The sequence below is a fragment of the Bryocella sp. genome (assembly GCF_058498515.1).
On sequence record NZ_JBMHYI010000060.1, the window covers coordinates 148,557 to 171,375 of the forward strand.

The 22,819-nt window shown below is 58.9% G+C and carries 11 protein-coding genes and 2 pseudogenes; 1 reads left to right on the forward strand and 12 read right to left on the reverse strand.

The window, feature by feature from the left end:
• Nucleotides 1-356: 356 nt before the first annotated feature.
• Together AC5E6W_RS17840 and AC5E6W_RS17845 are read right to left on the reverse strand one after the other, a co-directional pair.
• The gene (locus tag AC5E6W_RS17840) at nt 357-5,114 is read right to left on the reverse strand and encodes an SMP-30/gluconolactonase/LRE family protein (RefSeq protein WP_491753683.1); all 4,758 of its coding nucleotides are present in this window, start codon (nt 5,112-5,114) and stop codon (nt 357-359) included.
• A gap of 150 nt (nt 5,115-5,264) precedes the next feature.
• A complete protein-coding gene (locus AC5E6W_RS17845) occupies nt 5,265-7,073 on the reverse strand; it encodes a VWA domain-containing protein (RefSeq protein ID WP_491753684.1) in 1,809 nt (602 codons plus the stop codon).
• 424 nt (nt 7,074-7,497) lie between these two features.
• On the opposite strand from AC5E6W_RS17845, the gene AC5E6W_RS17850 reads away from it, so the two are divergent.
• Nucleotides 7,498-11,445 (forward strand): carboxypeptidase-like regulatory domain-containing protein, encoded by a 3,948-nt coding sequence (locus AC5E6W_RS17850; RefSeq protein ID WP_491753685.1) that lies wholly within the window; start codon nt 7,498-7,500, stop codon nt 11,443-11,445.
• Here the strand turns inward: AC5E6W_RS17850 and AC5E6W_RS17855 are convergent.
• The 10 genes and pseudogenes from AC5E6W_RS17855 to AC5E6W_RS17900 form a co-directional block, all read right to left on the reverse strand.
• Nucleotides 11,442-11,680: pseudogene (locus tag AC5E6W_RS17855) on the reverse strand (integrase core domain-containing protein); the annotation flags it as partial. The gene AC5E6W_RS17850 and the pseudogene AC5E6W_RS17855 overlap by 4 nt on opposite strands.
• Nucleotides 11,681-12,035: 355 nt before the next feature.
• Nucleotides 12,036-12,491 carry a hypothetical protein gene (locus AC5E6W_RS17860; RefSeq protein WP_491753686.1) on the reverse strand — a complete coding sequence of 152 codons (456 nt, stop codon included), beginning with the start codon at nt 12,489-12,491 and terminating at the stop codon, nt 12,036-12,038.
• Nucleotides 12,492-12,861: 370 nt separating this feature from the next.
• On the reverse strand, nt 12,862-13,092 hold the full coding sequence (locus AC5E6W_RS17865; RefSeq protein ID WP_491753687.1) for a recombinase family protein: 231 nt from the start codon (nt 13,090-13,092) through the stop codon (nt 12,862-12,864).
• Between the two features lie 46 nt (nt 13,093-13,138).
• The gene (locus AC5E6W_RS17870; RefSeq protein ID WP_491753688.1) at nt 13,139-14,707 is read right to left on the reverse strand and encodes an energy transducer TonB; all 1,569 of its coding nucleotides are present in this window, start codon (nt 14,705-14,707) and stop codon (nt 13,139-13,141) included.
• 338 nt (nt 14,708-15,045) lie between these two features.
• A complete protein-coding gene (gene mobF / locus AC5E6W_RS17875) occupies nt 15,046-17,817 on the reverse strand; it encodes a MobF family relaxase (protein WP_491753689.1) in 2,772 nt (923 codons plus the stop codon).
• 141 nt (nt 17,818-17,958) lie between these two features.
• On the reverse strand, nt 17,959-18,765 hold the full coding sequence (locus AC5E6W_RS17880) for a GIY-YIG nuclease family protein (RefSeq protein ID WP_491753690.1): 807 nt from the start codon (nt 18,763-18,765) through the stop codon (nt 17,959-17,961).
• Nucleotides 18,766-18,926: 161 nt separating this feature from the next.
• Nucleotides 18,927-20,921, reverse strand: a complete 1,995-nt coding sequence (locus tag AC5E6W_RS17885) for a type IV secretion system DNA-binding domain-containing protein (protein WP_491753691.1) — start codon at nt 20,919-20,921, stop codon at nt 18,927-18,929.
• Nucleotides 20,918-21,352, reverse strand: a complete 435-nt coding sequence (locus AC5E6W_RS17890) for a plasmid mobilization protein (protein WP_491753692.1) — start codon at nt 21,350-21,352, stop codon at nt 20,918-20,920. Before AC5E6W_RS17890 ends, AC5E6W_RS17885 begins: the two co-directional genes overlap by 4 nt.
• A gap of 474 nt (nt 21,353-21,826) precedes the next feature.
• Nucleotides 21,827-22,027 carry a hypothetical protein gene (locus AC5E6W_RS17895; RefSeq protein WP_491753693.1) on the reverse strand — a complete coding sequence of 67 codons (201 nt, stop codon included), beginning with the start codon at nt 22,025-22,027 and terminating at the stop codon, nt 21,827-21,829.
• A gap of 107 nt (nt 22,028-22,134) precedes the next feature.
• Nucleotides 22,135-22,704 (reverse strand): annotated as a pseudogene (locus tag AC5E6W_RS17900) (ImmA/IrrE family metallo-endopeptidase); the annotation flags it as partial.
• Nucleotides 22,705-22,819 lie beyond the last annotated feature (115 nt).

A 22,819-nucleotide genomic window follows, 5' to 3' on the forward strand; every position in this document is an offset into this window, starting at 1 on the left:
CGAATGTGAGCGAATCGGTGCCAGATCGATCTAAGTGCAATCTGCGATTGATGCATAACCGGACGCGTAACCGGCGTCTAGTTGCCGAGTCACCAATCGAGCTACGAACAGCAACGATACGCCAGTCTATCGGAATCACTCCGCCTCTGGGTTCTCACCTTGCGATAACAGTCCAATGCACTCATCCAGCGGTCAGCCAGAGCCCGAACGGGATCAGTCCTCATAAGCACGTATATCGGTAGCAAGGTGCGGGATATCAGAACCAAGGTATGCGCTCACTCGCGTTCTCCCCTGTGGCAGGGAAGCGTCTCCAAGCAGTCTAAATAAAGGGGGCGGCTTGTACGCTGTGTTGGCTTCTACTGAATGTTGATGGGGATGGTGAATGATCGCGTGAACGATCCACTGGTCCCTGTAACGACGACGGAGGTTGGGCCGGCGGGGACCGGCGTGTAGAACTGCACGAGGTTGCTTCCGCAGCCTGTGCCCAACACGAACAGGCCAAAGGCGGCGAGGGTGAGGGCGATCTGGGAGAGTCTGCGACGACGGCGGAAGACTGGGAGCAGCGTCAACAGGCCGGTGGGCAGGAGCGCGAAGGCGATGTTCCGCGCGGTGCCCTCCACGCTTGCTTTGTAGTTGGTGGGCAGGGTCGCCGGCGTGGAGACGGATACCGTACTTGTGAGCGTTTTGCCGGCCAGAGTGAGGGTGGCGGGCGATAAGGTGCAAGTGATGTAGCTTGCAGGGACTGCGCAGGTGAGGGTCACGGTTTCTGTCGAGCCGAGGATGGGAGCGACGAAGACGGCGGCCTGTTCCGGGGTTGCGGCCTGCTCGTTGGGCTGCGTTGGGTCCCCGCCGGGGACGATGCCGGGAACGATGAGGATCGGTGAGGTCGTTGAGGTTACGGTGAAGTCGGCCTGATCAATGATGAGTGACGTTGGGGCTGTCGTGGTGTCGATGACGTTGAAGTTGGAATCTCCGCTGTAGCTGAAGGTATAGACGTGCGTGCCGAGGGTGGCACTGGTGGGTGTATAAGTGGCGACGCCCACCGGAACATTTCCATAGCCGGAGACTACGGTGGGGGACAACGTTAAGGTGATGGGTGTGTTGGTTACAGGAGTTCCATTGCCGCTTGAGGTGATGGGAGTGAATGTATCCGTCATGGTGAGGGTTCCGCTGGTCGTCCCGTAGTAGAGCGGCTGTGGGGATACGGTGATGGTGATCTTGGCGCCGCTGAGGTTGGTGGGCAGTACCGCGGTCGCTGCTTGCGTTACGGTGATCACCGGGGTTGCCTTGGTCACGACGAGCGACCCGTCGGTGATGGTTACGGTGTAGTTATTGATCTTGTCATAGGTCGACCCCTTGCTGAGGATCGAAAGGGTTGGGACGATTTTGTAGGTTCCCACGGGCTGCAAGCTGGAGCGCGCCGGGGTGAAGGTGTAGACAGGTGAGTCGCCGTTCACGAGTCCGGTGGTGACTGTCACCGGCGGACCGTAGGAGACGTCGGGGTAGCCGTAAGGCTCGGTGACGGTTGGAGCCATGACTGTTAGCGGGGCGGGATTTTCGGTGACGATTGCGGGCGTGCCCGAGGGCGTGACCGCGGGCTGCGGCGTGTAGGTGACCGCATTCCCGCCGGTGAGAACCGCGACGATCGGGTAGGTTCCGACCGGGGTGGACGGCGTTGCCTTGGAGGTAAAGGTGACAGTGATCCCAGCCTGATCCGCAGGCGCGATGCCACTGACAGTACCGGTCAACGCAGGCACTGCTCCGCCGTAGGTATACGAGACGGAGTTTGCGACGACCGTTACCGGAATACCTGGAATGGCGATGGTGAACGGCGCGGCATTCGTCGGGCTCGTGGAGGCATCGCCGTTATAGACGGCGTCGATCACATAGGTGCGGCCATGCAGAAGTGTGGGGAGTGCGAACGTGGCGGTGGAGGAGTTGCCGGAGACGGTGAGGTTTTCCGTTACAGGAGTTTGCGCTGCACCGTTGATGGTGTAGTTGAAAGTGACGGTGCCGCTGGGCGGTTGTGGACTGTGCGGTGCTGTTGCGGTCAGCGTGATGGTCGCGGGAGAGTCGGCGACCGGGCCTGTGGATGGCGAGGTGACGGCCATGGTGATGGAGGCCAGCGGATTCTCGCCTGTTCCAATGAGTGAAATGTTGGCCGCGCCGCCCTGCGCGCTCACCGATGCGGTAAGCGGGCCGTTGACGAGCGGCTGGAAGCCAACGGTGAGGCTGCAATGCAGACCTCCGGTGAGCGTGCCGAGGGGGAAGTTGCCGGCTCCGCACGAGTCGGTCTCGCTGTAATCGGCTGTGGTGGCTCCCGTAAGAACAGCGAACGGCGAGGAGGGTGTGAGCGGGGAGGTGCCGATGTTGGACGCGCTCAACACCACCGTGGACGCAGGCTGGAACTGTGCGACGGTGCCGAAGTCTACTGTGACCTGCGAGCGGTTCATGTAGGCAATGCGGTTGTTCCCGGTGTCGGCGACGTAGAGGTTGTTGGCGGAGTCCAGGGCGAGTCCACCGGGAGAGCTGAGACCGGTAAAGCCCAGCGTGATGGGGTCGCTGCCGGGGCCGGTGCCGGCGGGTAGTTCCAGCACGGCGTTCGAGCCTGCATCGGTCACGTAGAGATCACCGGCGGCGTCGACTGCAATGCCTGTGGGCTGGGCGATAGGCGCGGTGCCGAAGCTGATGAGCGATGTGGGTGACGCGATGGCCGTGCCGCCGGTGGGCACCTGGAGATCCCCACCCCCGGCTGCGATCTTGATAATGCCATTGCCGTTGCCGGAGTCAGCCACATAGAGGTTGCCGGCGGTATCGAGTGCGACGGCTACCGGGGTGGCAAAGGCTTGCGAGCCGGAGAAGTCGAGCATAGGCACAGGGGCCAGTTCGCCGAAGGGCGAGATCTCCACAACACGGGCGTTGCCGGTGTCGGCGACGTAGACATTGCCAAGGGTATCGACGGCGATGCCCTGCGGGTTCTTGAGGCCTGTGGAGCTGTTGAGACTGGTGGACAACACGGTCTGTGTGGCGGAGACCGCGGCGATTTTGACGATGCGGTTGTTGCCGGTGTCGGCGACGTAGACGTTGCCGGCGGCATCGAGTGCGACTCCTTGCGGCGCTTTGAAGCCGGAGCCAACGGTAGTGGTTGTTCCTCCGCCCGGGGGGGTCATGGTGATGCGATTGTTGGTTGGATCCGCGGTATAGACGTTGCCTTGCGCATCAATCGCTACTGCGGTCGCGGCACCGACGCCGGAGACAGCAAAGGTTGAGGGAGCCCCGCCATCGATGGCGAGTTCCGGCCCGCCGCCGAGGCCGGAGAGTGCGAAGTCATACGTTCCGCCGGGTGTCGATGTTTGGAGGGTCGCGACACGGATCCCAACGGCCTGCGGTGTGAAGGCGAGCGTGACATAGCACTCCATACTGTTATCGCGGATCGTATAGTTCGCGCAGGTGACGCTGCTGACGGCGAACTCGGTCGTTGCTCCCAGAATCTTGAATGCGGTCGCATTGTTGGCGGTGGGCAGGTTGGATGCGTCGAAGTGCATCTGCAGGGTCTGGGTGAGAGAGGCTCCGAGATTGGTCGAGGCGAACTGTGTGCCCAAAGAGATTTTGCGCACGATATTGTCGCCGGTGTCGGAGAAGTAGAGGTTGCCAGCCGCATCGAAGGTGACGTATCCGGTGCCAGACGAGCTCATTTTGGACTGCTGCACCGTGCAGCCATCGCCATAGGCATCACTTGTCTGCGCGCCGGAGGTTCCGGAGCAGTAGGCTGGCAGAGCGTTGGTGCCGGCCGGCGCCACCAGGCCGGAGTTTCCCGCACCCGGCATGAGGCGCGAGGCCATCTGGCTGTTGACGTCCACACGGTAGATGGTCTGCCAATGCGAGTCCAACATGTAGAGATTGCCGAGCGGGTCTACAGCAATGGATACGGGTCGGAGGGCGATGTTGTTCGCACCGTTTGCCGGGACGGCAGGTTCCAGCGGCGCGCTGGTCGTGCATGTGGGGGGATTGCTGTAACCGGTGCAGTATGTGCTGGTGATGCTGTCTATGACTTCATACCATCCGCCGACGGTAGGTGTGAGACCGCTCTCGAGGTCGATCAGGTGGGCCAAGGCGGCACCGCCGGCGTAGGCGACACCGCCATAGATGGACCCTGTAGCTCCCTTGCCGTTGACCTGATACACATTGCCGTACTGGTCTGTTGTCATCCCCGTTTGTACGTTATAGAGGGCTTCAGTCGCCGGGCTGCCCCATGGCGGAACAGAGGACGGGCAGGCAACCGTGATGGTCGGGTTGCAGCCCACTACGGCTCTTACATAGCCAGGTTGGACTGTTACACCGAGAAGGGTTTGCGGAGTCGCCTGGGTGTTGATGACACGGACGATGTTGTTGCCATAGTCCTGCACATACAGGTTGCCTGCGGCGTCGATGCCCATCTGCAGGGGATCGTGGAAGGTTGCCGAGGTGGCCAGCACGTTGTCCGTGGTTCCGGCGGTCCCGGTACAGCCGCCTCCTGTCTTCGGAACGGCCGTGCCGGCGATGTGATAGATGTAGCCAGGCTTGACCGGAGGGTTGGCATTGACCGTTTCTTTATCGACGAGCCCGATAAAGTTTGCTACCTGGTCGCCGCCGCGATAGATGACCCAGACGCCCTGGAAGTTATAGTCCGAGAAGTAGACGTTGCCGAAGCCATCCACCACTAGCCCTTGCATGTTTGATCCAACCGGGTTGCCGTAGGCCGGCACACCATCGGAGCAGCCCGAGTTGAAGGTGGTGCAGGACGTACCGGTGCACTTGGAGGGTGGCACGCCGGCGACGGTCTTGATGAGATTGGTGCGCGGATTCCATTCGCGGATGAGCGCGTTGGCCTGGTCCGCGATGTAGACGTTTCCCACCGAATCGACCGCGAGGGTGTGAGGCCCGTTGAGAGTGGCGCTCAATCCTGGGACACCTTCGCCACCGTAGCCAGCCACGGAGCTTTGCGTGTTCCCGGCGATGGCCGTCATGTTGTAGGGGACCAGCACTGGAGCCACGGTCTGAGCAGCCGCGCACAGGCCGAAGACGAGGAGGAGGGCGGTTGCAAGAGTGGAGATAACGTTGCCTCGGAAAAACATAAGCATCACCTGCCAGGGGGAAGATACGCACAGAACACCCGCATGCCACCGGGGACGTCGGGAGACTGGAGTATGGCTCTGTGTTTCGTGACCTGCTGCGCTGCGCTTCATTCGTCGGTTCCTTGATTTTTTCGTGCCATCAGCTTGTCGCTACGGCTTTGCCGGTTCACCTTGCGGCGCGGCGGTGGAGGGTTTATTGGTGACTGCCAGAGGGATCTCCAGCGTTCCTGTTCTGTCAGAGTTGGCATCGAGAATCCCCATGCGGACGAACAACTCGCCGGCGGGAAGATCGAGACCCTGCATCAGGTCGAATGGCCTGCGCTGCAGCTGCTGATAGCGCTCTTCGGTGAGCGTGAGATTGACCGTCTGGCTGATGCTGGTGACCGGTTTGCCGTAGACGTCATATGCCGCGATATCGAACTCTAACGACGCGATGTGCGATTTGTCGGGACCATCCTTGAAGGTGATTTGACGGCCGGGCAGGGAGTACTGAAAGTCGTAGCGATGGAGCGGCTTTCCGGCGAGCTTGGGGTCGAGCGCGCCAAGCATCTTCACGCCCGGCGGCAGGGTTCCATCGCCTTGCGGTTCCACGCGCACGGTGAAGAGCAGCTGCGTGGAGGTGGGCACACCGCGCCCCATCGAGGCAGCCATGTTGTTGCCGTAGGGCTCAGGCGCCGTGGTGGCGAGCGTGAGCCCGGGGGTGATCTCGTTGCGGGCGATGTTGTCGCTGTAATAGCCGGTGCGGTACGACAAGCGCACATTGGGGACGTTTACCTTGACCGTGATCTTGTGAAACTGACCGTCGTAGGTTGGATCGGGCGTGGCATATGCGATGGTGTAGTAGTTTTCTCCGTTAGCGATGGCGTGTGCTACCGCTTCCTTCAGCCCGTTCGTGTTGTAGTACGCGATGCCTCCGGTTGCATCGGCCACAGCGTCCATGGCCAGATGAGACTGGGCGTTGCTCATGCCGAAGCTCGCGATCGCCTGGCCCATGCTGGTGCCGCGTCCGTTGCTGAAGCCCGTTGGCGGCCGCACTACGCTCGCGCCAGGAGTGGTGGTCACACCTTTCGCGTCGACCGGATAGACCGCGACCTGCGCGGCTGTGAGGAGGTCGGTGGTATGGCGCAGGTCCTTGGTGTAATCCGCCATCGCGGCAAGGTCATTGACGCCGCCTTGCGGAAATACCTGCAAGGGAATTCCTGCCGTAAACCAGATCAGGTTTTTGCGGCCCTTGATGTCGGCGACATAGGAGGCGATTTGATTGAGCGCTTCCAGGGTCATGCGATTCCGCATATCCGCCTGGAACGATGCCTGCTCATTGGCGAACTCCTGCAGGGCCGAGGCCGCATCCGCGCTGGCGGCCTCGGTCAGCGAATCGATTGCGTCCGGAGTCGCGGTGTCGATGAAGGGCGAGGGCAGGGCACGATTCTTCTTGGTGTTCAAGGCCGCTAGCAGGATGGCGGGATCGCTGGTGAAACCTTGCAGCAGCCTCAGGTGCGAGCCCAATGCAATGATCGCGATGCGTGTGCCGGGCTGCATGCTCTTCAGGAAGCGAGTCGCTTCATCCTTGACGAAGATTTGATCCGCGGGTGAGGTGTTCAGCGCATCGAGCAGGAGGATGTTGACCGCGCTGGATGCGGGCGCGGGCTGCAAGTTGGTGTAGATGTGAGGCGGCAAGTTAGGTGGTTGGCGCGTGACCAACGGGGTGTTTGCCCCATACTCTGAGAAGGCTCGTATGGGTTGCGGCTTTCCGTCCTCGAGGATGGTAAAGGCGCTCTGGGGCAGGCCGTGCACGGGATTTTCTTTTCCGTCGTAGGCGAGCACGTCGACGAGGGTCAAGCGGGAATACGCTTTCAGGGAATACGTCGTGGAAGAGTCGCCCTGCTGCTCCATTTGTGGCGAGGCGGTCTGGGCCGGCAGGCACGGAGAGGCGCACAGCATGAGCGCGGAGGTTCCCATCAGAAATCGTTTCCATTCGAAGCCGGCCATCCGAGATTCCTTCCTTGAGGGTGTCCTTCGACGGGCATTGAGAACGACGACGGACATCGACTTTGGCTTGTCTGTTGAGGGTTACGGACAGGCGCGCGCACCCACTTCAAATGAGAGACAAAGTCGCTATTGAATTTCGGCAAGCACGCTAGCATGCCGCGGGAAGGGTTGAAAAGGAAATTTCGTGGGCGTGGCCGAAGACGGAAAATTCCGATAAGAAATAAATTTTCCATTGACAACCGGCGCTTGAGTTTCATAGTTTGGCGTGCGTCGCTACAGGCACGTGAAAACGCTTCCATGGGTTTATCGCTCCTCGACGTTGCCTCTTGGCTCCGCGGGATGGCGCTAGCCCGTGCCGCCGTTCAGCGCCCTGACTTGGCACGTTGGAGTTACTATGTCGCGATTTCCCACGGTGAATGTGTCGGTGGCCGCCGTATCTCTTCGCTTGACTGCCCTGATACGGAGAGCGGCTAGCCTGCTACTTGTCTTGGTCGTGCTGGCGGTATCCCCGGCGATGGCGCAGCAAGGCGACGGCACGATCCAAGGCACGATCACGGATCCTTCGGGAGCCGTACTCCCCAACGCCACCGTGACTGTCACCAACCTCGCTACGGGTGTAACAACGAAGCGCATAACCAACAAGGCGGGTGATTTTAATGCCTCGCCGCTACAGGCCGGGAAGTACCAAGTGGAGGTTGCGGCGAGGGGTTTTCAGACTCTCCTGCAGGAAAACATCACGCTGGACTCGTTGCAGACGCTGGGTCTGAACCTGAAGATGACGGTGGGTTCGGCCAGCGAAGAGGTCACGATCACCGATGCTCCGCCGATGCTCGATACGCAGGACGCTTCGATGGGCGGCACGATTGAAAACGAACTCTACACCAACCTTCCACTCTCGATGAATGGCGGACCGCGCGATCCGACGCAGTTTCAATACCTGATGCCGGGAGTGCAGGAAGGCGGAGGGACGACAGGCGTCTTCGGCGGCACCGGACAGGAGTTCCTGAACCAGAACTACATCAACGGCATTCCGGTAAGTTCGATCGCGGCGCAAGGCGACCCGACCACCGTGCGCAATGCGGTTTCTGTCGATGCGGTCGATCAGTTCCAGGTGAAGACGAATGGAGCGGGCGTCTCCTTTGGCGGTGCTGGCGTGACCAATTACACCATCAAGAGCGGCGGCAACCAGTTGCACGGGACGGTGTTCGATTACGTGCGCAACACTATGTTCGATAGCTGGGGATACTTCAGTAAGGTGCCGGCCGCGAACGGATACGCGCGCAAGCCGGGCGAGCATCAGAACTCATATGGCGGTTCGTTGGGTGGCGCCATCATCAAGGACAAGCTCTTCTACTTTGGCGCCTATGAGGGATTTCATTACACCAAGATCAGCAATACACCGCAGTATCTGACCATTCCAACGATGCGGGAGCGCGTGGGTGATTTCACCGATGCATTCGGTACGGGAGATGCGACGCAACCGGGCGTGGCCGGGATCTTCGATCCTGTTCCTGGAGGAACGCGCAACCAGTTTCGCGGCCTGCTGAATGGCGTTCCCACATTCAATGTGATTCCTCAGACCGAGATTTCCAGCATCTCGCAGTACTTGATGCAGGCGCTGCCGACGCCGACGAACTTGTCGACTTCAAATAACTACCTGGCCGGCCTGCCGCTGCAAAATGACGACTACCGCATCAACGCGCGGCTGGATTACACGCTGTCGGCGAGGCAGAGGCTCTCCATCGTCGGTCTGGGGGGCGTAAATGGATACAACACGATCCCTAATTACAGCAATCAGATCCAGTTGCCTGTGCCCTATGCCGCAGGGAGTTTTACGGCGCAGAAGAGTTCCACCGGAATTCTTACTTATACTTTCACTATCAATCAGCACCTGATCAACACGTTGAACTACGCTCTGACACGCACGTGGGGTCAATCATTCTCGCCGACCTTCGGTACGAAGTATTCGGCAGGGAAGGCCGGCATCGAGAACACACCTGCCGGTAACGCCACAGATGAGATGCCGAGTGTGACCTTCTCAGGTGGAGGGACTACAGCGGAGGTCGCACCTGTGAACTGGGCTGCCAATCTCTGGAGCGGACCGCAGGCGACGAATAACTTTACGCTTATCGACAACGTGCTTTGGGTGAAGGGGCGGCATAACTGGACGTTTGGGATCCAGATGCAGTGGTTGGAGACGAATGCGGCGTCGTACGGTGGAAACTCCGGTGCGACGCAGCTGACGTACAGCGGATACAACACGGAAAACCTGAACTACACCAGCACTACGAACACGACGACGGCTATCGTGCAGGGCGGGTCGGCCTTCGCCAGCTACCTTGTCGGTGCGGTGTATACGGGAAATGTCCGCACGCAGACGATCTCCGACGTAGGTGGGCGATTTAAGCCGATCGCGCCGTATGTGCAGGACTCGTGGCGGGTCACGCCGAAGCTGACCGTCAATGCGGGGCTTCGCTACGACTATTTGCAGCCCTGGCATGAGGCGAAGAACCGGTTCGCTTATGTGAACCCGAACGTGACAAATCCCCTTACAGGCAGCAAGGGAGTGATCTTTTACGGAGGGTATGGAGCGGGTCCTAACCCGAGCTACTCCCCCTACGTGTGCCAGTGCAGCACTCCGATTCATCCGTACAACAAGAATTGGGAGCCGCAGCTTGCGGTGGCGTATGCGGCCAATCGCACGATGGTGATCCGCGCCAACTTTGGGGTGATCACAACGCACGCGGGCGGCACGGGTGGCCACGCCAACGCCACCGCGGGTCCGGGCAATAACTCGGAGTATGCGTTCACCAACGTATGGCAAGGCGCCAACAGCACGTCGCCACCATCCTTCTTTCTTAATCCCGGAATCCAGGGGTCGCCGCAGAATAGCTTGTTCTCTCCGGGTTCGCCGGGGGGACAAGCGGACTACGCGTCGATTCCCCAATGGGTGGCGGCGAGCGACATCGTCAACCCGTTGAGCACGACGGGGAATTACTCGCTGACGGCCAGTAACCTCAACTACTGCCCGATCTCAAACCAGGTCAATGGCTCCTGTAATCCGACGACGCAGAACTTTGTCGATCTCTACTATGGTGGCCGCGGGCCGCAATTCGTCAACTACAACTTCGGCATCGAGCAACAGATCAACAAGCAGGGCATGGTCAGCATCAACTATGTTGGCTCTCAGACGCACTTCCTGCCTGGAGGCGCGGGCCGCGGGGCTGCGACGAACTCGATTTCCCCAGATTATGGAGCGGTTCTGGGCAGTCTCGTGGGCTCGCTGCCTTCTGCGTCGGGAGTCGTGGCCGCAGTGCAGAAGTCATTTCCTGACTATCGCGTCCCGTATACAAACTTCAGCGGCAGCCTGGCGACCGTGGCTCGATCGCTTTCGGCCTTCCCTCAGTTTGGGAACCTGACGGATATTTGGGGAGCTACGGGAAACTCCAACTACAACGCGTTGCAGATCCTCTATGTGCAGCGGCCATGGCATGGCATCAGCGGGTTTGCGAACTATACGTGGGCGAAGTCGATTGACGATGTTGGCCAACACCGCACGCAATATCCGGTGAGCCCGATTGATGGCGCTTTCCCGCACTATATTCCCGCGAATGCTGTCGACCGCGGTCTGGGCACCTACGATCAGCGCCACAACTTCAACGGCACGTTCAATGTCGAGCTGCCCTTTGGACGCGGGCGCAAGTGGATTACAAAGAATCGGATTGGCGGTCTCCTGGCGGGAGGCTGGTCCGTTGCGGGTATCGTCAAGTTGCGCGAGGGTTTTCCGCTGCAGATTTCCATGAATAATATCGAAGCTTGTAACAGTGCCCTGATCGCGCTGCAGGGCACATGCCTGCCGGACTACAACGCAGCTTTTACCAAACAGAGTGCTCGCATCAATGGCAAGTGGGGTCGCGCCCCGGGAGCGAACGCCGGCAACATCCAGACGATTCAGTACATCGACACCAACGCTTTCAGTTGCCCCAGCCCCAGCGCCACAAACGGTGGTTGCGGAGGGTACATGCTGGGCAATGTCGCGCGCTCCGCACCGTATGCTCTTCGCGGGCCTGGGTGGAAGGACATGGACATGGGCATTCGGCGCACGTTTGATGTGGTCAATCGCGAGACGCTGCATCTCACCTTCCAGTTGGAGGCTGATGTGAGCAACGTGACTAATTCGACCTACTTCAGCCTGGCTTCGGGCGCAACGAACTGGAACACTTGCTCTGCCGGCCAGACCACGCTGCAGCAGTGCTCGGCACTGGCGTTTGGCACGATCGGGGGGCAGAATTCGAATGTGCCTCCGCGGGACTGGCAGTTCGCGGGGCGATTCCGGTTCTAGCGGTTAAGTCCCGGCATTTGATGGATTGGGCTTAGCGTAAATCGGTCAGGTTCTTTTTGCCAGCATTTGCAGAGGAACTCATAAGGTGTGAGGCCCTTGACTGTCTTGAGCCTTCGGGCGAAGTTGTAGGCATTGAGGAAGTCGCTCAAGTGCGCTTTGAGTTATTGGTGGGTGTTGTAGGGTAGCGTTTGACGGTGGCGTCTTTGATGGTTCGATTCATGCGTTCGACCCACCCTGCGCGCTAGTGCGGAAGCCCCGTTCACGGCGACCTTCCGCACTAGCGCGTCGGAGGGTCAACCAACCGTTCAACGCCTCGGCCCATGATACCTAGAAGGGAGAAACCCAGGCACACACCAGCCGCAAGGAATTCTGCCATCGCGCAACCCTATTCAGTCCATGAATGTTCGTCTTGGTGCCGGGAGGGGGACTTGAACCCCCACGTCGCTTTCGCAACTGCGGATTTTAAGTCCGCTGTGTCTCTTTGTAAGTATCTAACATAAAAAGAGTTACGCTTGCATAAATGTGGACTGTGTAAGTTTATGTGTAAATTTTGCCGCTTTTCACGCGGGGCTGCGGTCGTGGGTCATAACTTACCCTTTGTGGGACCCGACGGTGGTGGGAAGCATGAACTTCGGTTGTAGAAACTTGCGTAACTCGCCGGTCAAACCCTTTTCGGACCACTCCGTCTTGCCTGCTTTGTGCCGCTGCACCCAGCCCTGCGCTGTTGTTCCATGGAGCTTCTTAAACCAATTGAATAGTTCATCGTGTTTAATGAAGAACCAAGGTCGCCCGGGTATGTCGCCAGTCGGGTCGGGGAACAGCATCCACATGTCTTTCCCTCCGTAGAGCTTCCAGTGAACAAGAGGACGGGCTTTCATCTGAACCGAACGGAGTTCTCCATCGGGTATGCGGATCACCAAGTCCTCACCGGATACGTCGGCTTCTGGCCGATACACTCGATAACCGGCACGAATAAGGATCGCGGTCACTTCCGCGCGGTTAGCAGCTTCGATCGCATTGGTACTGGTCAGCTTGTTAACGGTCATGAAAGTTACCTTTTTAGAACTGGTGTGGGCTTGACTGCGGGGTTAGCTTTTGCCTGCCGTATCAGAGCTTCAATCTCCGACGGCGATAATCTGTACTTGTCTGCCAATAGCGTTCGGAGTTCTGGCTCGTCCAACTCCCCATCGTTCCGAGACACGTTGGGAAGAACCTGATCGACCACTGTCACGACGAATTTGGCTGCGGGCTGGCGATCAACCCGCACAACGATTGGCCTTGGTTTATCACTCATAGGTCAATTATCACACTTAGAAATCGCCTTCCAACGGACCCTGTGTGAAGCAGAATGGGAGTCTACGCCCAAACCGGCAGAATTAATCCGGCTCCGATCTCTGTCCAATATTCTTGAAATCGTCAGGACGGAAGTTTGGACAGACGTTGCATGAATGTTGGGGCCACGTTGCGGGCAAGCCGGTCAAGGCGGGCAACCAAAAGCACGGCGCGGCTCTTCCGGCACTCGGCCAGGGCGACGAGTAGTTGGGGGCGGTTCGTATGGCGCTTGCCGCTCTCCGTCTCGGTAAATTCAGCCACGAGCTGGCCGGGGCCGACGTGACGGGCCACGGCCTCCCGCTGGGCCTCAAGCATAGGCGGGATGAAAGCCTACTAGCGCCGATTCAGCGATTGGCTATGGTCAGCGAAGGTCAAAGCTTACCTCGACCGGCATATCAAAAGGCACAGGGGAACCATTCTCCCTGGCTGGTTGGAACACACTTCCGACCATGGAGGAGACCGCTTTTTCATCCAGACCGTAGCCGAGCCCACGGAGCACTTTTATGTTCTGGGGATGGCCCGTTTCATCTACGACCATGGAAAGGAGCACGCTGCCGTTGATTTTGTTGGCAAGTGCCTGCTCGGTGTATTCAGGCGCTTGCCTGTGCAGCCAAAGTGGGGGGATTACCTTTCGGCCAGGAATGGGAAGGTCATCAACCTTCGGCGTAGCTGACGCATATTTCAATATGGCCTGTTGCTCCTGCTCCTGCTTGTGCACCTTGTCCAATTCCTGGCGGCAATAATCCATGTCTTGATTCAACTGGCTGCCCCGCTGAGTCTGAGCGGTCGCTGCCTGCTGAGTCTGGGCGGTCTGAGCCTGGAGCACGGCCGCAAGTCCAGCGGGGTTGGTCTGTGCCTGAGCGCGCAGATCAGCGAGCTGCTGGTTTTTGTCAACGGTCGGGGTCATTACCAATTGGTGTAGGTTGGCCTTGTCCGACTCAATCCGCTGGGTGAGGGTCTGCTCCTGCTTTTGTAGGTCGGCTAACTTAGCAGGTGCCTGCGCAACTGACTCCTCATGGTGTTTCTGGAGTACCTGCACATATTGATCGTGAGCCTGCTTTACCTGCTCCCAATCTTGTTCGGTTGCCGTTTGTACTGGGTGAGTTACGTTGTCGCTGAAATTGGTGCCTAAGACCGTAGTGAATTGTTGGATAGCGGCTTGAGTCAATCTGTCGCGGAGTGCGTTATAGGTGAAGCCTCCATCCAATCCCACCTGGAAATTCTGGGTCATGTGCCATGTCTCGGAGCCAAAACCATGCCCTCCCACCTTTTCGCCTGTAAGGCAGAGAACTCCCCCCAGGTTGACGGTCCTTCCAGCCCATTGCTGCCATTTATCCAAGCCACCCACGACCCGAGCGCATGTAACGGCTTCCTGATTGTCTGCCCAGCTCACAACGATGACGTTCTGTTGAGTCGTTTCGTGCTCGTAATGCGCATAGATGGTTATGGCCTGGGATGAGTAATCGACCTTGGAGGATTCTGGTTTCTCGTAACCGCTATCCTCTCGGATGATTTCATCCACATAGGTCGCTGCTTCTGTGGCGCATTTCTCCGGGGTGCTCACAAGGTCACAGGGTTTCGCTTCATTCATCGCGAACTTATACCGGGGATGAGCGGCATAGGCCGAGTAACTGCCGGAACTGCCCCCCACCCAGTAATAGTTCTCAGCCTTCATGAGGGTTTGCAGGAGTGCGGGCTTAGTGTCATAGGGAACCAGCGCATACTTCTTGGCAACCTCTTTTTCCAAAGCCCGGTCGAAACGGTATTGAGATTGCAGGGAGCCGGTTACGTGTGCTCCGGGTCGAGTCATGGCCGAGACAAACACACGGGGTTTCTGAGTCGTCGAAGAATGCACAGCGGAAGGCTTCGAGGTTTGGGCTGAAGCTGACGCGCTGAGGGCCAGCACAGTGATGAGTAGGAGCTTCTTCATGATCTCCTCTTAGGTCGCTTACAAAAGCCCCTGAACCGCTTGCGACGGCCAGTGGGCAGTTTTCATTTGTGCACCTTGCAAGAACCTTTCACCTGCGATTGAGCCATACTGGGGTGTAAGCCCAAACCGCCGAAAAGTCCGTCGCCAGGCGCAGATAGCCTTTTCGGTCAATCACGCCAAAAATCTTTGAATCGATCCGGTGCCAGTTCAGTATAGCGGGTAGTGTTCTGGATGTTGCGGTGTCCCAAGTATTGTTGGGTGAGGCCCCCCCGCTGATTGCTCCGGCCAACGAAGCGCGGGCGGGGTGCCGGGGCCGCAGGGAGCGGCGGCTTTCTCCCTTAGAGACCCAAACCAAAATCTTCTCCTTGCTCCTGTTTCGGCGCTATCTCCCGCTGCGGCGTGACAGCCTGTTCCTGCTTGTGTTCTGGCTTCATCTCCGGCGCATGGGCGCTGCTGTGCGATACATCATGCCCCAGCGCGGCTCCCAGCTTCTCGCGGTCGTTGGTGAAGATTTGCGCGTCGTATGCGCCGCGTGAGACGGCAACGTAGGCCATGCGGTTGTTGAGCAGGTCTTTGGCCCCTAGCTCGGTATCGACGTGGATCAGCACCCGGTCGGCGGTCTGCCCCTGGCTGGAATGACTTGTGACCGCGTAACCGTGGTCGAGGTGCGGATTCTTCACCGGATCGAGCTGTACCTCCCGGCCTCCGTCCATCTTGACAGACATGCGGCCTTCGGCGATGCGCTCTAATGTGCCAAGCTCACGGTTCGCTAGCTTCAACTCAGTAACAGGAGCGGTGAGTTGCACCCGGTCGCCGGTAGAGAACGCCCTCTCCTGCTCACGATAAACAGAGACGCCTTGCTGGCGACGTGGATCGTAGCTTTGTTCCGTACCGTCCTTCCGCTCGACGGTTAGCCGGTTGTTGGGCGCATCGACGCGGGTAACACGGGCATACTCGCCTTTGCCGATGCCGGTCTCCTGCGAGCTGCGGCTGTAGCGCAGCACGTCGCCCTCGTTGTAACGTGCCGCCCACATGCGGTCTGCTCCGGTGAGGTCTTGGCGCGGGACAAGAACCTTGGTCTGGTGCTCTTCCTTGCTAACAACGCCCTTCGCTTGCAGCTCAGTATGAATCGCCTGATTGATCTCGGTGCGGGAGCGATTGTCGGGTGCGACGACCAGCGTGTTCTCCGGCGATTTCGCGTACTCCCTCGCGACGGCTGCAATACGTTCCTCCGGGCCCCTGACCTCATGGATGCGCCCCTGCCGGTCCAAGCCCGCAATCGCTAGTCCAACGTCGCCACGCGCAAGCTGCTCAACTGTCTGCTTCAACTCCGGGTCTTTCTGGCGAACGATCTCCTCCAGCCTTACCGTCTTCATACCGGCTTCTTGTAGCTGGGCGAAGATGCGACCGGCCTCAACGGACTCATGCTGGCGGGTGTCACCCACCAGTAGAACGCGATCCTTTGGATGGAGACGGCTGACGAACTCGTGCATCTGGCGGGTTGAAGCGAGCGAACTCTCATCCACCACATAGAGGCGCTTCTCGCCAGTATCCACTTTCTGTCCTTGAGCAAGATGCGCTTGCAGCGTCTTCGTCTCGATGCCGGCCTCGCCGAGCTTCTGCGCTGCACGGGATGTGGGAGCGAAACCCTCTACCCGATACCCGGAATGTTCCGCGCCCTCGCGCACTACGGCCAGGGCCGTCGTCTTCCCCGCCCCTGCGACTCCATCCAAGCCGATGATCTTCTCCCGCGACAGAAACACATCATCGACTGCTTGCCTCTGTCCAGTGTTTAGCTCCGGGTGACGTTCCTCGGTATCAATGCGCGTTCTTCCGTCCACCATCATTGGATCGGCGAAGCCGCGCTGGTTCCCGTTCTTTACATGGCCGATAGTCTCGCGCTCCATGCGAAGCGTCTCCGCCGTCGTGTACTGCTGCCCCTCATGCTTCGGCCCATGCTGGACAGTGCGAAACTCTCCCGACTGCGCTCTGCGGTCGAACTCCTGCCGGACCTGTGAGAAGCTGGCCTCGCCCATGCCTCTATCGAGCGCCGCCGTCAGAATCGACCTTCCACTCTCTACCGCCGAACGCTCGAAGAGATGTTCACGGGCGTAGGTCACGGACACCTGGGCGGACTTACCCGGATGGGACTCGTGATTTTGTCCATGCTGCCGCGCCTCTGCAACAACGCGGTCAGCCTGGTGGCCGTACTGTGCCGACAGCTCCCGGTGTTGCCGCAACACTTCTTCCGGCGATAGCAGCTCCTTGGAGTCCCGCGTCCGGTGCGCCGCGATCTGTGCGGCGGCTGGCCCGTCGATTCCGTTGGCGCGGATGTAGTCCTTTACTTGCTCCCGGCGAAGACTGTTGGCCGCAAGGTATTCCTTGCTGTACCCGGCGATCTGCGGCTCACCCCACTCGCCGCGTTCGACCTTATAGCCAAGGTTGTTCAACCGGACGGCCAACTCCGATCGGTAGACGTTGGTGGCGTAGCTTTGCGAGGCGAAAAGCTCTTGCGGTTGCAGGGAGCGGGTCTGCCCGTTCTCGCGCTCGGTGACGTTGAAGATCACGGCATGGGTATGGAGCTGCGGCGCGGCGTAGCCTTCCACTGGTCGCGCGGTGTCGTGCTCAAAGGTCGCGGCGGCAAACTTGCCTGTCGTCTCCGGCTCCCGAATGTTGCCGATCCGCGCCTCGGTGTACCGCTCCAACTCAGTCAGCGCCACGCGGACACTCTCGCGGTGCGCCTGCCGTACACGGTCATCACCGCCTACCAGTGCGGTCAGCGAGACGGACTTCGGCGCGGAGAACGTCGCATCCCACCCCGCGCGGTGCTCGACAGACGTAATCTCCTTGCCGCCCTTTCCTTCGTAGGTCTTTGATACCTGGTGCCGAACAAGTTGCTCCTGAGTATTTGGGTGCTGTCCTTCGCTCAAGCGGGCGAAATGTTCCGCGCCCACGGCTCCCGAGAGTCCCCACTCAGCGGAGAGCCGCCCCTGCCACTCGCTATGCCCCTGCTGGTCGCGGCTCCAGTAGTTCTGCTCACTCGAAGCGAACTCCCGCGCATGATACGTCCGCGCTTGGCCTGCCGAGAGCGGTTTGGAGATGGACAGCATTGTGGCCCGATTTCAGTGCGGCTAACGAAATACCGCGTGTAGCGATGCTAGACCTCTATGGCTCAATTCACCTATCGAACACCATCGGTTGCCTTGGCAAGCAGTACATCGACAGATCGCCTAGGAGACGATCCTCTCCATTCAGTTCAAGTTGTAACCAAACTCGGACTTGCGCGACATGAGCACATCTTTCCAGTGAGTCTCCCGCTCCAGCACCTGCTCACGCGTGTCAAGCAGATCGGCTATTTCAAGGATTGCGTACTGAAAGTGTTTAGCATACGCGGAGCCTTCCACTTCAATGAGGTTTATCAGATCAACATTGCCGCCGTGGCCCGTCTCTGCATAGCTACACCAACGCTGCCAGATCCCACCTACCCCATATGCACTGCCTACATACCCTTTGCCTGTTTTCCTGTCCATGACAAGGTAAACACCACCAACACTAGATAAAGCCGACCGCCAAGATTCTACTTGGACAATCAGCTTCAGAGTATCGTGCAAAATCCGAACTTTGTTGAACCCCTTGAAGTCTTGGATAACGAAAGGCAACTCCTGAAGTTTGGCTATCACCAATTCGCTTCCGTATTTGTCGCCCCAAATATAGGATTGGCGGAACGGACGTTTGTACCTGACAATAATCCGGCCAGCAAGATCGTCCTTCCCAAGCAAAAGTTCAGTTTTGTACCTGAACTTGGAGTTGGTACTTTCGACACCCAGAATGCGGTATACACCAGCAAATAGCCACTGGTCTTCGCCGCGTCGGATCAAACTAATGACTGTGTCGCACTCGAAGTTCTTGGCATTTTGGTCTTCCTGCCATTCCTTAAAAGTGCCTTCCCAATAGGCTGCTAGCGGCGAATTGTTCCCGTTACCTGTAGTCGCAAGATGAATCTTGTAACGCCCAAGCTCAATGCCCTGAACCTTCAGAATGTCGATCAGCCCTATCATCGGAATGCCTCTATCAATGCAGTCCCCCGCGTTCGTGTCGCAACGGCTAATAACAGGATAATAGGCGAAGTATCGCACGGGTAGAACCCGCCGAACCAGCAGCGTCGTTCAGACACCCGCGTTAAATGTGAGGGGCACCACCTAAATCAAAAATTGTGTCGTCAATCAATCCCCTTCGACTCATCCCAGACGTATACCTCTTTTGCTTCGAGATCGGTCGCTGGGGTCAAAGGGAGTGAGGCCTGGTACGCAGCCACAGGCTTATTCTGAGACGGTTTCGTCGGCACTACAGGCACCGGCGGCGTCGCTTCCGCCTTGAATCTTTGGGTCAACTCGGGCAACTTACGTTCAATAAACTCTGGCTGCTTGCCTCTTTTCTTTGCCAGCGCAAAGCGTACCGGCACGACCCGATTCTCCTGCTTGATGAAACCGCGCAGCGGCTCCAGGCCGGAGATTTCTGAGGCCATGACAAGCGGCTTGGTGACGATCTCCAGCGAGAAAGACTTCTTGCTCCGCAGCAGTCCCATGCTGCGCGACTCCTTCAATCGCTCAACCTCGATCTCGCGGATGGCATCGGAGATCCATTTCGCGGCGCGGGGTTCGGAGGTCTTGAAGAACACCTTGGTCGCCGGCTGCGAGAGCATCGCCTCGGCGTCCTTTCCGTAGCGCTTTTCCATCTGGCTGCGCCCTTGGAATCCCAGCACAACGGGGTTGCCATACTTGCGATTTTCGGTGACAGCGGTATGGAGCTGAGGCAGCTTGTTGAGGCTGGCGAGTTCGTCGATGACGAACCATACCGGCTTTGCATAGCGGTCTTCGCAGTAGCCCATCATGCGCAGAATAAAGAGGTCGAGCCATACGGAATGCAGAGGCAGAATCTTCTCCCGGTAGCTGGGATTGGAGGTCAGAAACACCCACCGCTTGCGCTCGGTGTGCCACTCGGCCGTAGAGAAGGTTTTACCATTGGCAGCGTCATATTCAGGTAGCAACTCCAGACTGTCGGCAACCATATTGAGGCTTGAAATAACACCCGCCCTCTGCGCCGGAGCGGTGGGGTCGATGAGGGCGGCAAGTGGCGTTCCCTTAACCATCCGTGCCATCTGATCCCGGTCGGACATCCACTTCAAGATGTCCCTCGGCTGCGGCTTCTGCTTAAGAAGATGGGCCAGGATTCTGCGCGGACCATCGGTAAAGAACGCCTTCTCGTATTCCTTATCTGGAAGGAATGCGGCGGCGATAGTCGTCGCGGTTTCCTCCCGTAGAAGCTCAGACCTCAGCGACCAGTAGGGACACCTGGCATCGAGGGGATTCAGGATCAGGTCGCCACGCTTTGGATCGTAGAACTCGCCTACAAAATCCATCGCAGGATCGTAGACGATGGCGGTCTCGCCGCGCTCTTGGACCTGCCGAAGAATCTGCCGAATGGCTGAGGACTTGCCGCTGCCAGTGTCGCCCATGAGCATGACGTGGCTGGACTCCAGACGGCGGGGAATGCGATAGCTCGGCCCGAATGGTAGCCGAGTTTTCCAACTGGAGGGCGAGTCGCCCCACTGCAATTGAAAGCGGATTCCGTCTTCCTTCGTTACCTTGTTCCACATGAACGGCGATGACCACTCCGGCCCCTTCGTCCGCCGTCCGTGCCGCTCCTCATGCTTCGATTTGGTCTTCCACCACGCCCGCATGCCGAGCAGAAAAAGTACCACTGCCGCACACGCAAACAACGGCTGCAGCACCATCCTCCAGATGCCCCTTCCGTCGAAAATCTGCGCCTCCAGATAACGCTCCAACTTGGCGGACTCGACCTGCTGAGGCTCGCTCTTGACCACTCCGCGCCAGCCGTCGGCCACGGCGCGGGACGAAAGTTTGACGGGCAATTCGTTCCCGTTGCCGATGGTCGCTGAGACGACATCGGCCCCCAAAGCCACCTCTGGTTTCCGTCCCGGCGCCGTCTTTAGCAGCCATTCAACCTTGGTCGTCGCGTCGGGCTGGCTCCCGCGTTCGGTGCTGTCGAGATAGGTAATCAGATAGTAGTTCTGGAGCGGCGGCGTCACCAACCAGAACCATGCCGCCACCGGCAAAATCGGAAGTCCCGTCAGCATCACGATGGCGACTATCAGCCACGGAAAGCGTTTGGGAAATTGCATCGGGCGGCTCATGGTTTGCTCCCGTTTTTCGGCTCAGGCTTCTCAGAGGCGGACGAATCCTGGAGCAGCTTGTGTGCCTTTGTGGCCTTCTGAGCGTCAGCGGTTTCGCGGATTTTGAGGACGGTTTCGGGGAGTAATTGCTTGCCTTCCGCTGCCGCCTGAGCGGTCGCATGGAAGAGGTTTGCGAGCATGAACCTGGTGGCGCAAACCTCAGCGAGAACCACCTCAACCGGGTCTGCTGGCCGCTGCCGCGCCTCCACCAACGCCGTGTCGCGGAGCCATTCGGCGAGCGACTTGCCGCTCCGCTTGGCCGCCGCTTCGACCTCCTCCAACTCCTCGGTAGAGAGCCGGGTCGCTACAGTCTTGGCGCGGAGGATCGTCCTTGCCCCTGGAGTAGCGAGCGCCTGCGTATCGAAATCGTGGCCCGTGCGGGTGGTGCTCATGGGAGCCCGCCTTTGGGCTAACCCTAGTCTCATCGCAACAGGGCGTCAAACAAGACCGGTCACGCTCTACCGTGAACGCCTTTTGAATCAGCATGTTTACGCGGTTCGCGCGAAAGCGGCTTCCGTGTAAACAGTTGTTTCCATCTGGAATCATGAATCAGCCAAGTGGCTGATTCGATACACGATTCCAAATGGAATCGCAGGGATACTTAGGGATTCTTCACAGCAACCATTTGGGGGTGATGTGTCAATCCTTCTTCCGCTGCATCGCAGCGTTGCCTTACCATCGCCGACCCGGACCTCGTGGACGGGGCGGCGATTTTTTTTGCTCTGGGGGGATGCGACCGCCCAGGGAGAATCCACTCAGAGCCGGAGGCCAGTCACGCAGGGCATAGGAACCCGTAGGCAGAGGATTCCCGGTGTCTCAAGGGAGAGATGGGTCTGTGACGGCTCAGAGGCGGAGGCAACGAGCCTTCACGTCTGTTCGTCTGCCCACAACTTCGCTTGCTTCGCGGCGACTCCAGCGCGGTCCAGTTCGGCAAGTCGCAACTTCCATTTGTCCACCAGCTTTGCAGCCTGTCGAGAGCGCCGCTCGGCACGGGCAAGCATCCTTTCTGCATGGATGCGCTGCTGCGCCGATTTGTCCAGAGGCTTGCCGGCGGAATGATCGGCCACATGATTCCTGACGCACGAGAAAACGTACAAAACGCATTTTATACAAGCTGGGGAGGGTTCCGCGAGAGGTGCCTGCCCTTGCGGGCAGGCGCTCGATTGAATCGGGGTTAGGCTGTCTTTTTCAGGACGGCTGGCGATACCATCTCCGCAGTATTGTCATGCTGCGCGTTCGGTGGTTTGTGCGCCTCCGGTTCCGTTTCCGCGACGGGTTCTGCCGCGTGGGTTTCGAGTGCGGAGAGGATGAGGGCGGAGGTCTTCTGGATGACTTCCAGACTCTCTGCGAGTAGCGCGGCGTTTCCAAAATACAAGCCTATGTAGTCCGCCGATGCTCTTCCGTTGTGCAAACCGATGGTCGTCCCCACCACGAATGCAATCGCCTCCGCTTCCGTCTCGCGCACGGTCTTGGTGGTGGTAATGCGCCGCTCGGCACGATGCAGGAAAGCGTGTGCGAGTTCATGAACTAATGTGCTGAATTCTTCCGCCGGAGACTGGCCGGGAAGCACCACGATTCTGTCTCCGTAGCACATCCCCAAAGCAGGGGCGATGCTCTCTTTGAACTCCAGTTTGATGCCCTGGGCGATGACAAAATCCACGAGCCGTTCGCGGTACTCGCCGACATTCCCGGTGACACGTTCGGACAGTTCGGGAAGTCCCTTACCGTCGGTCTGACTCACATCTTATCTCGTGATTTGCGCCCGGCACGGCCTGCCACCGTACTCCGCCGCAGGGTGCGGATGTACTCCTCGATAGCAGTTCATGGATGCTTGGACTGTTATGCCTACTTACCTTGCG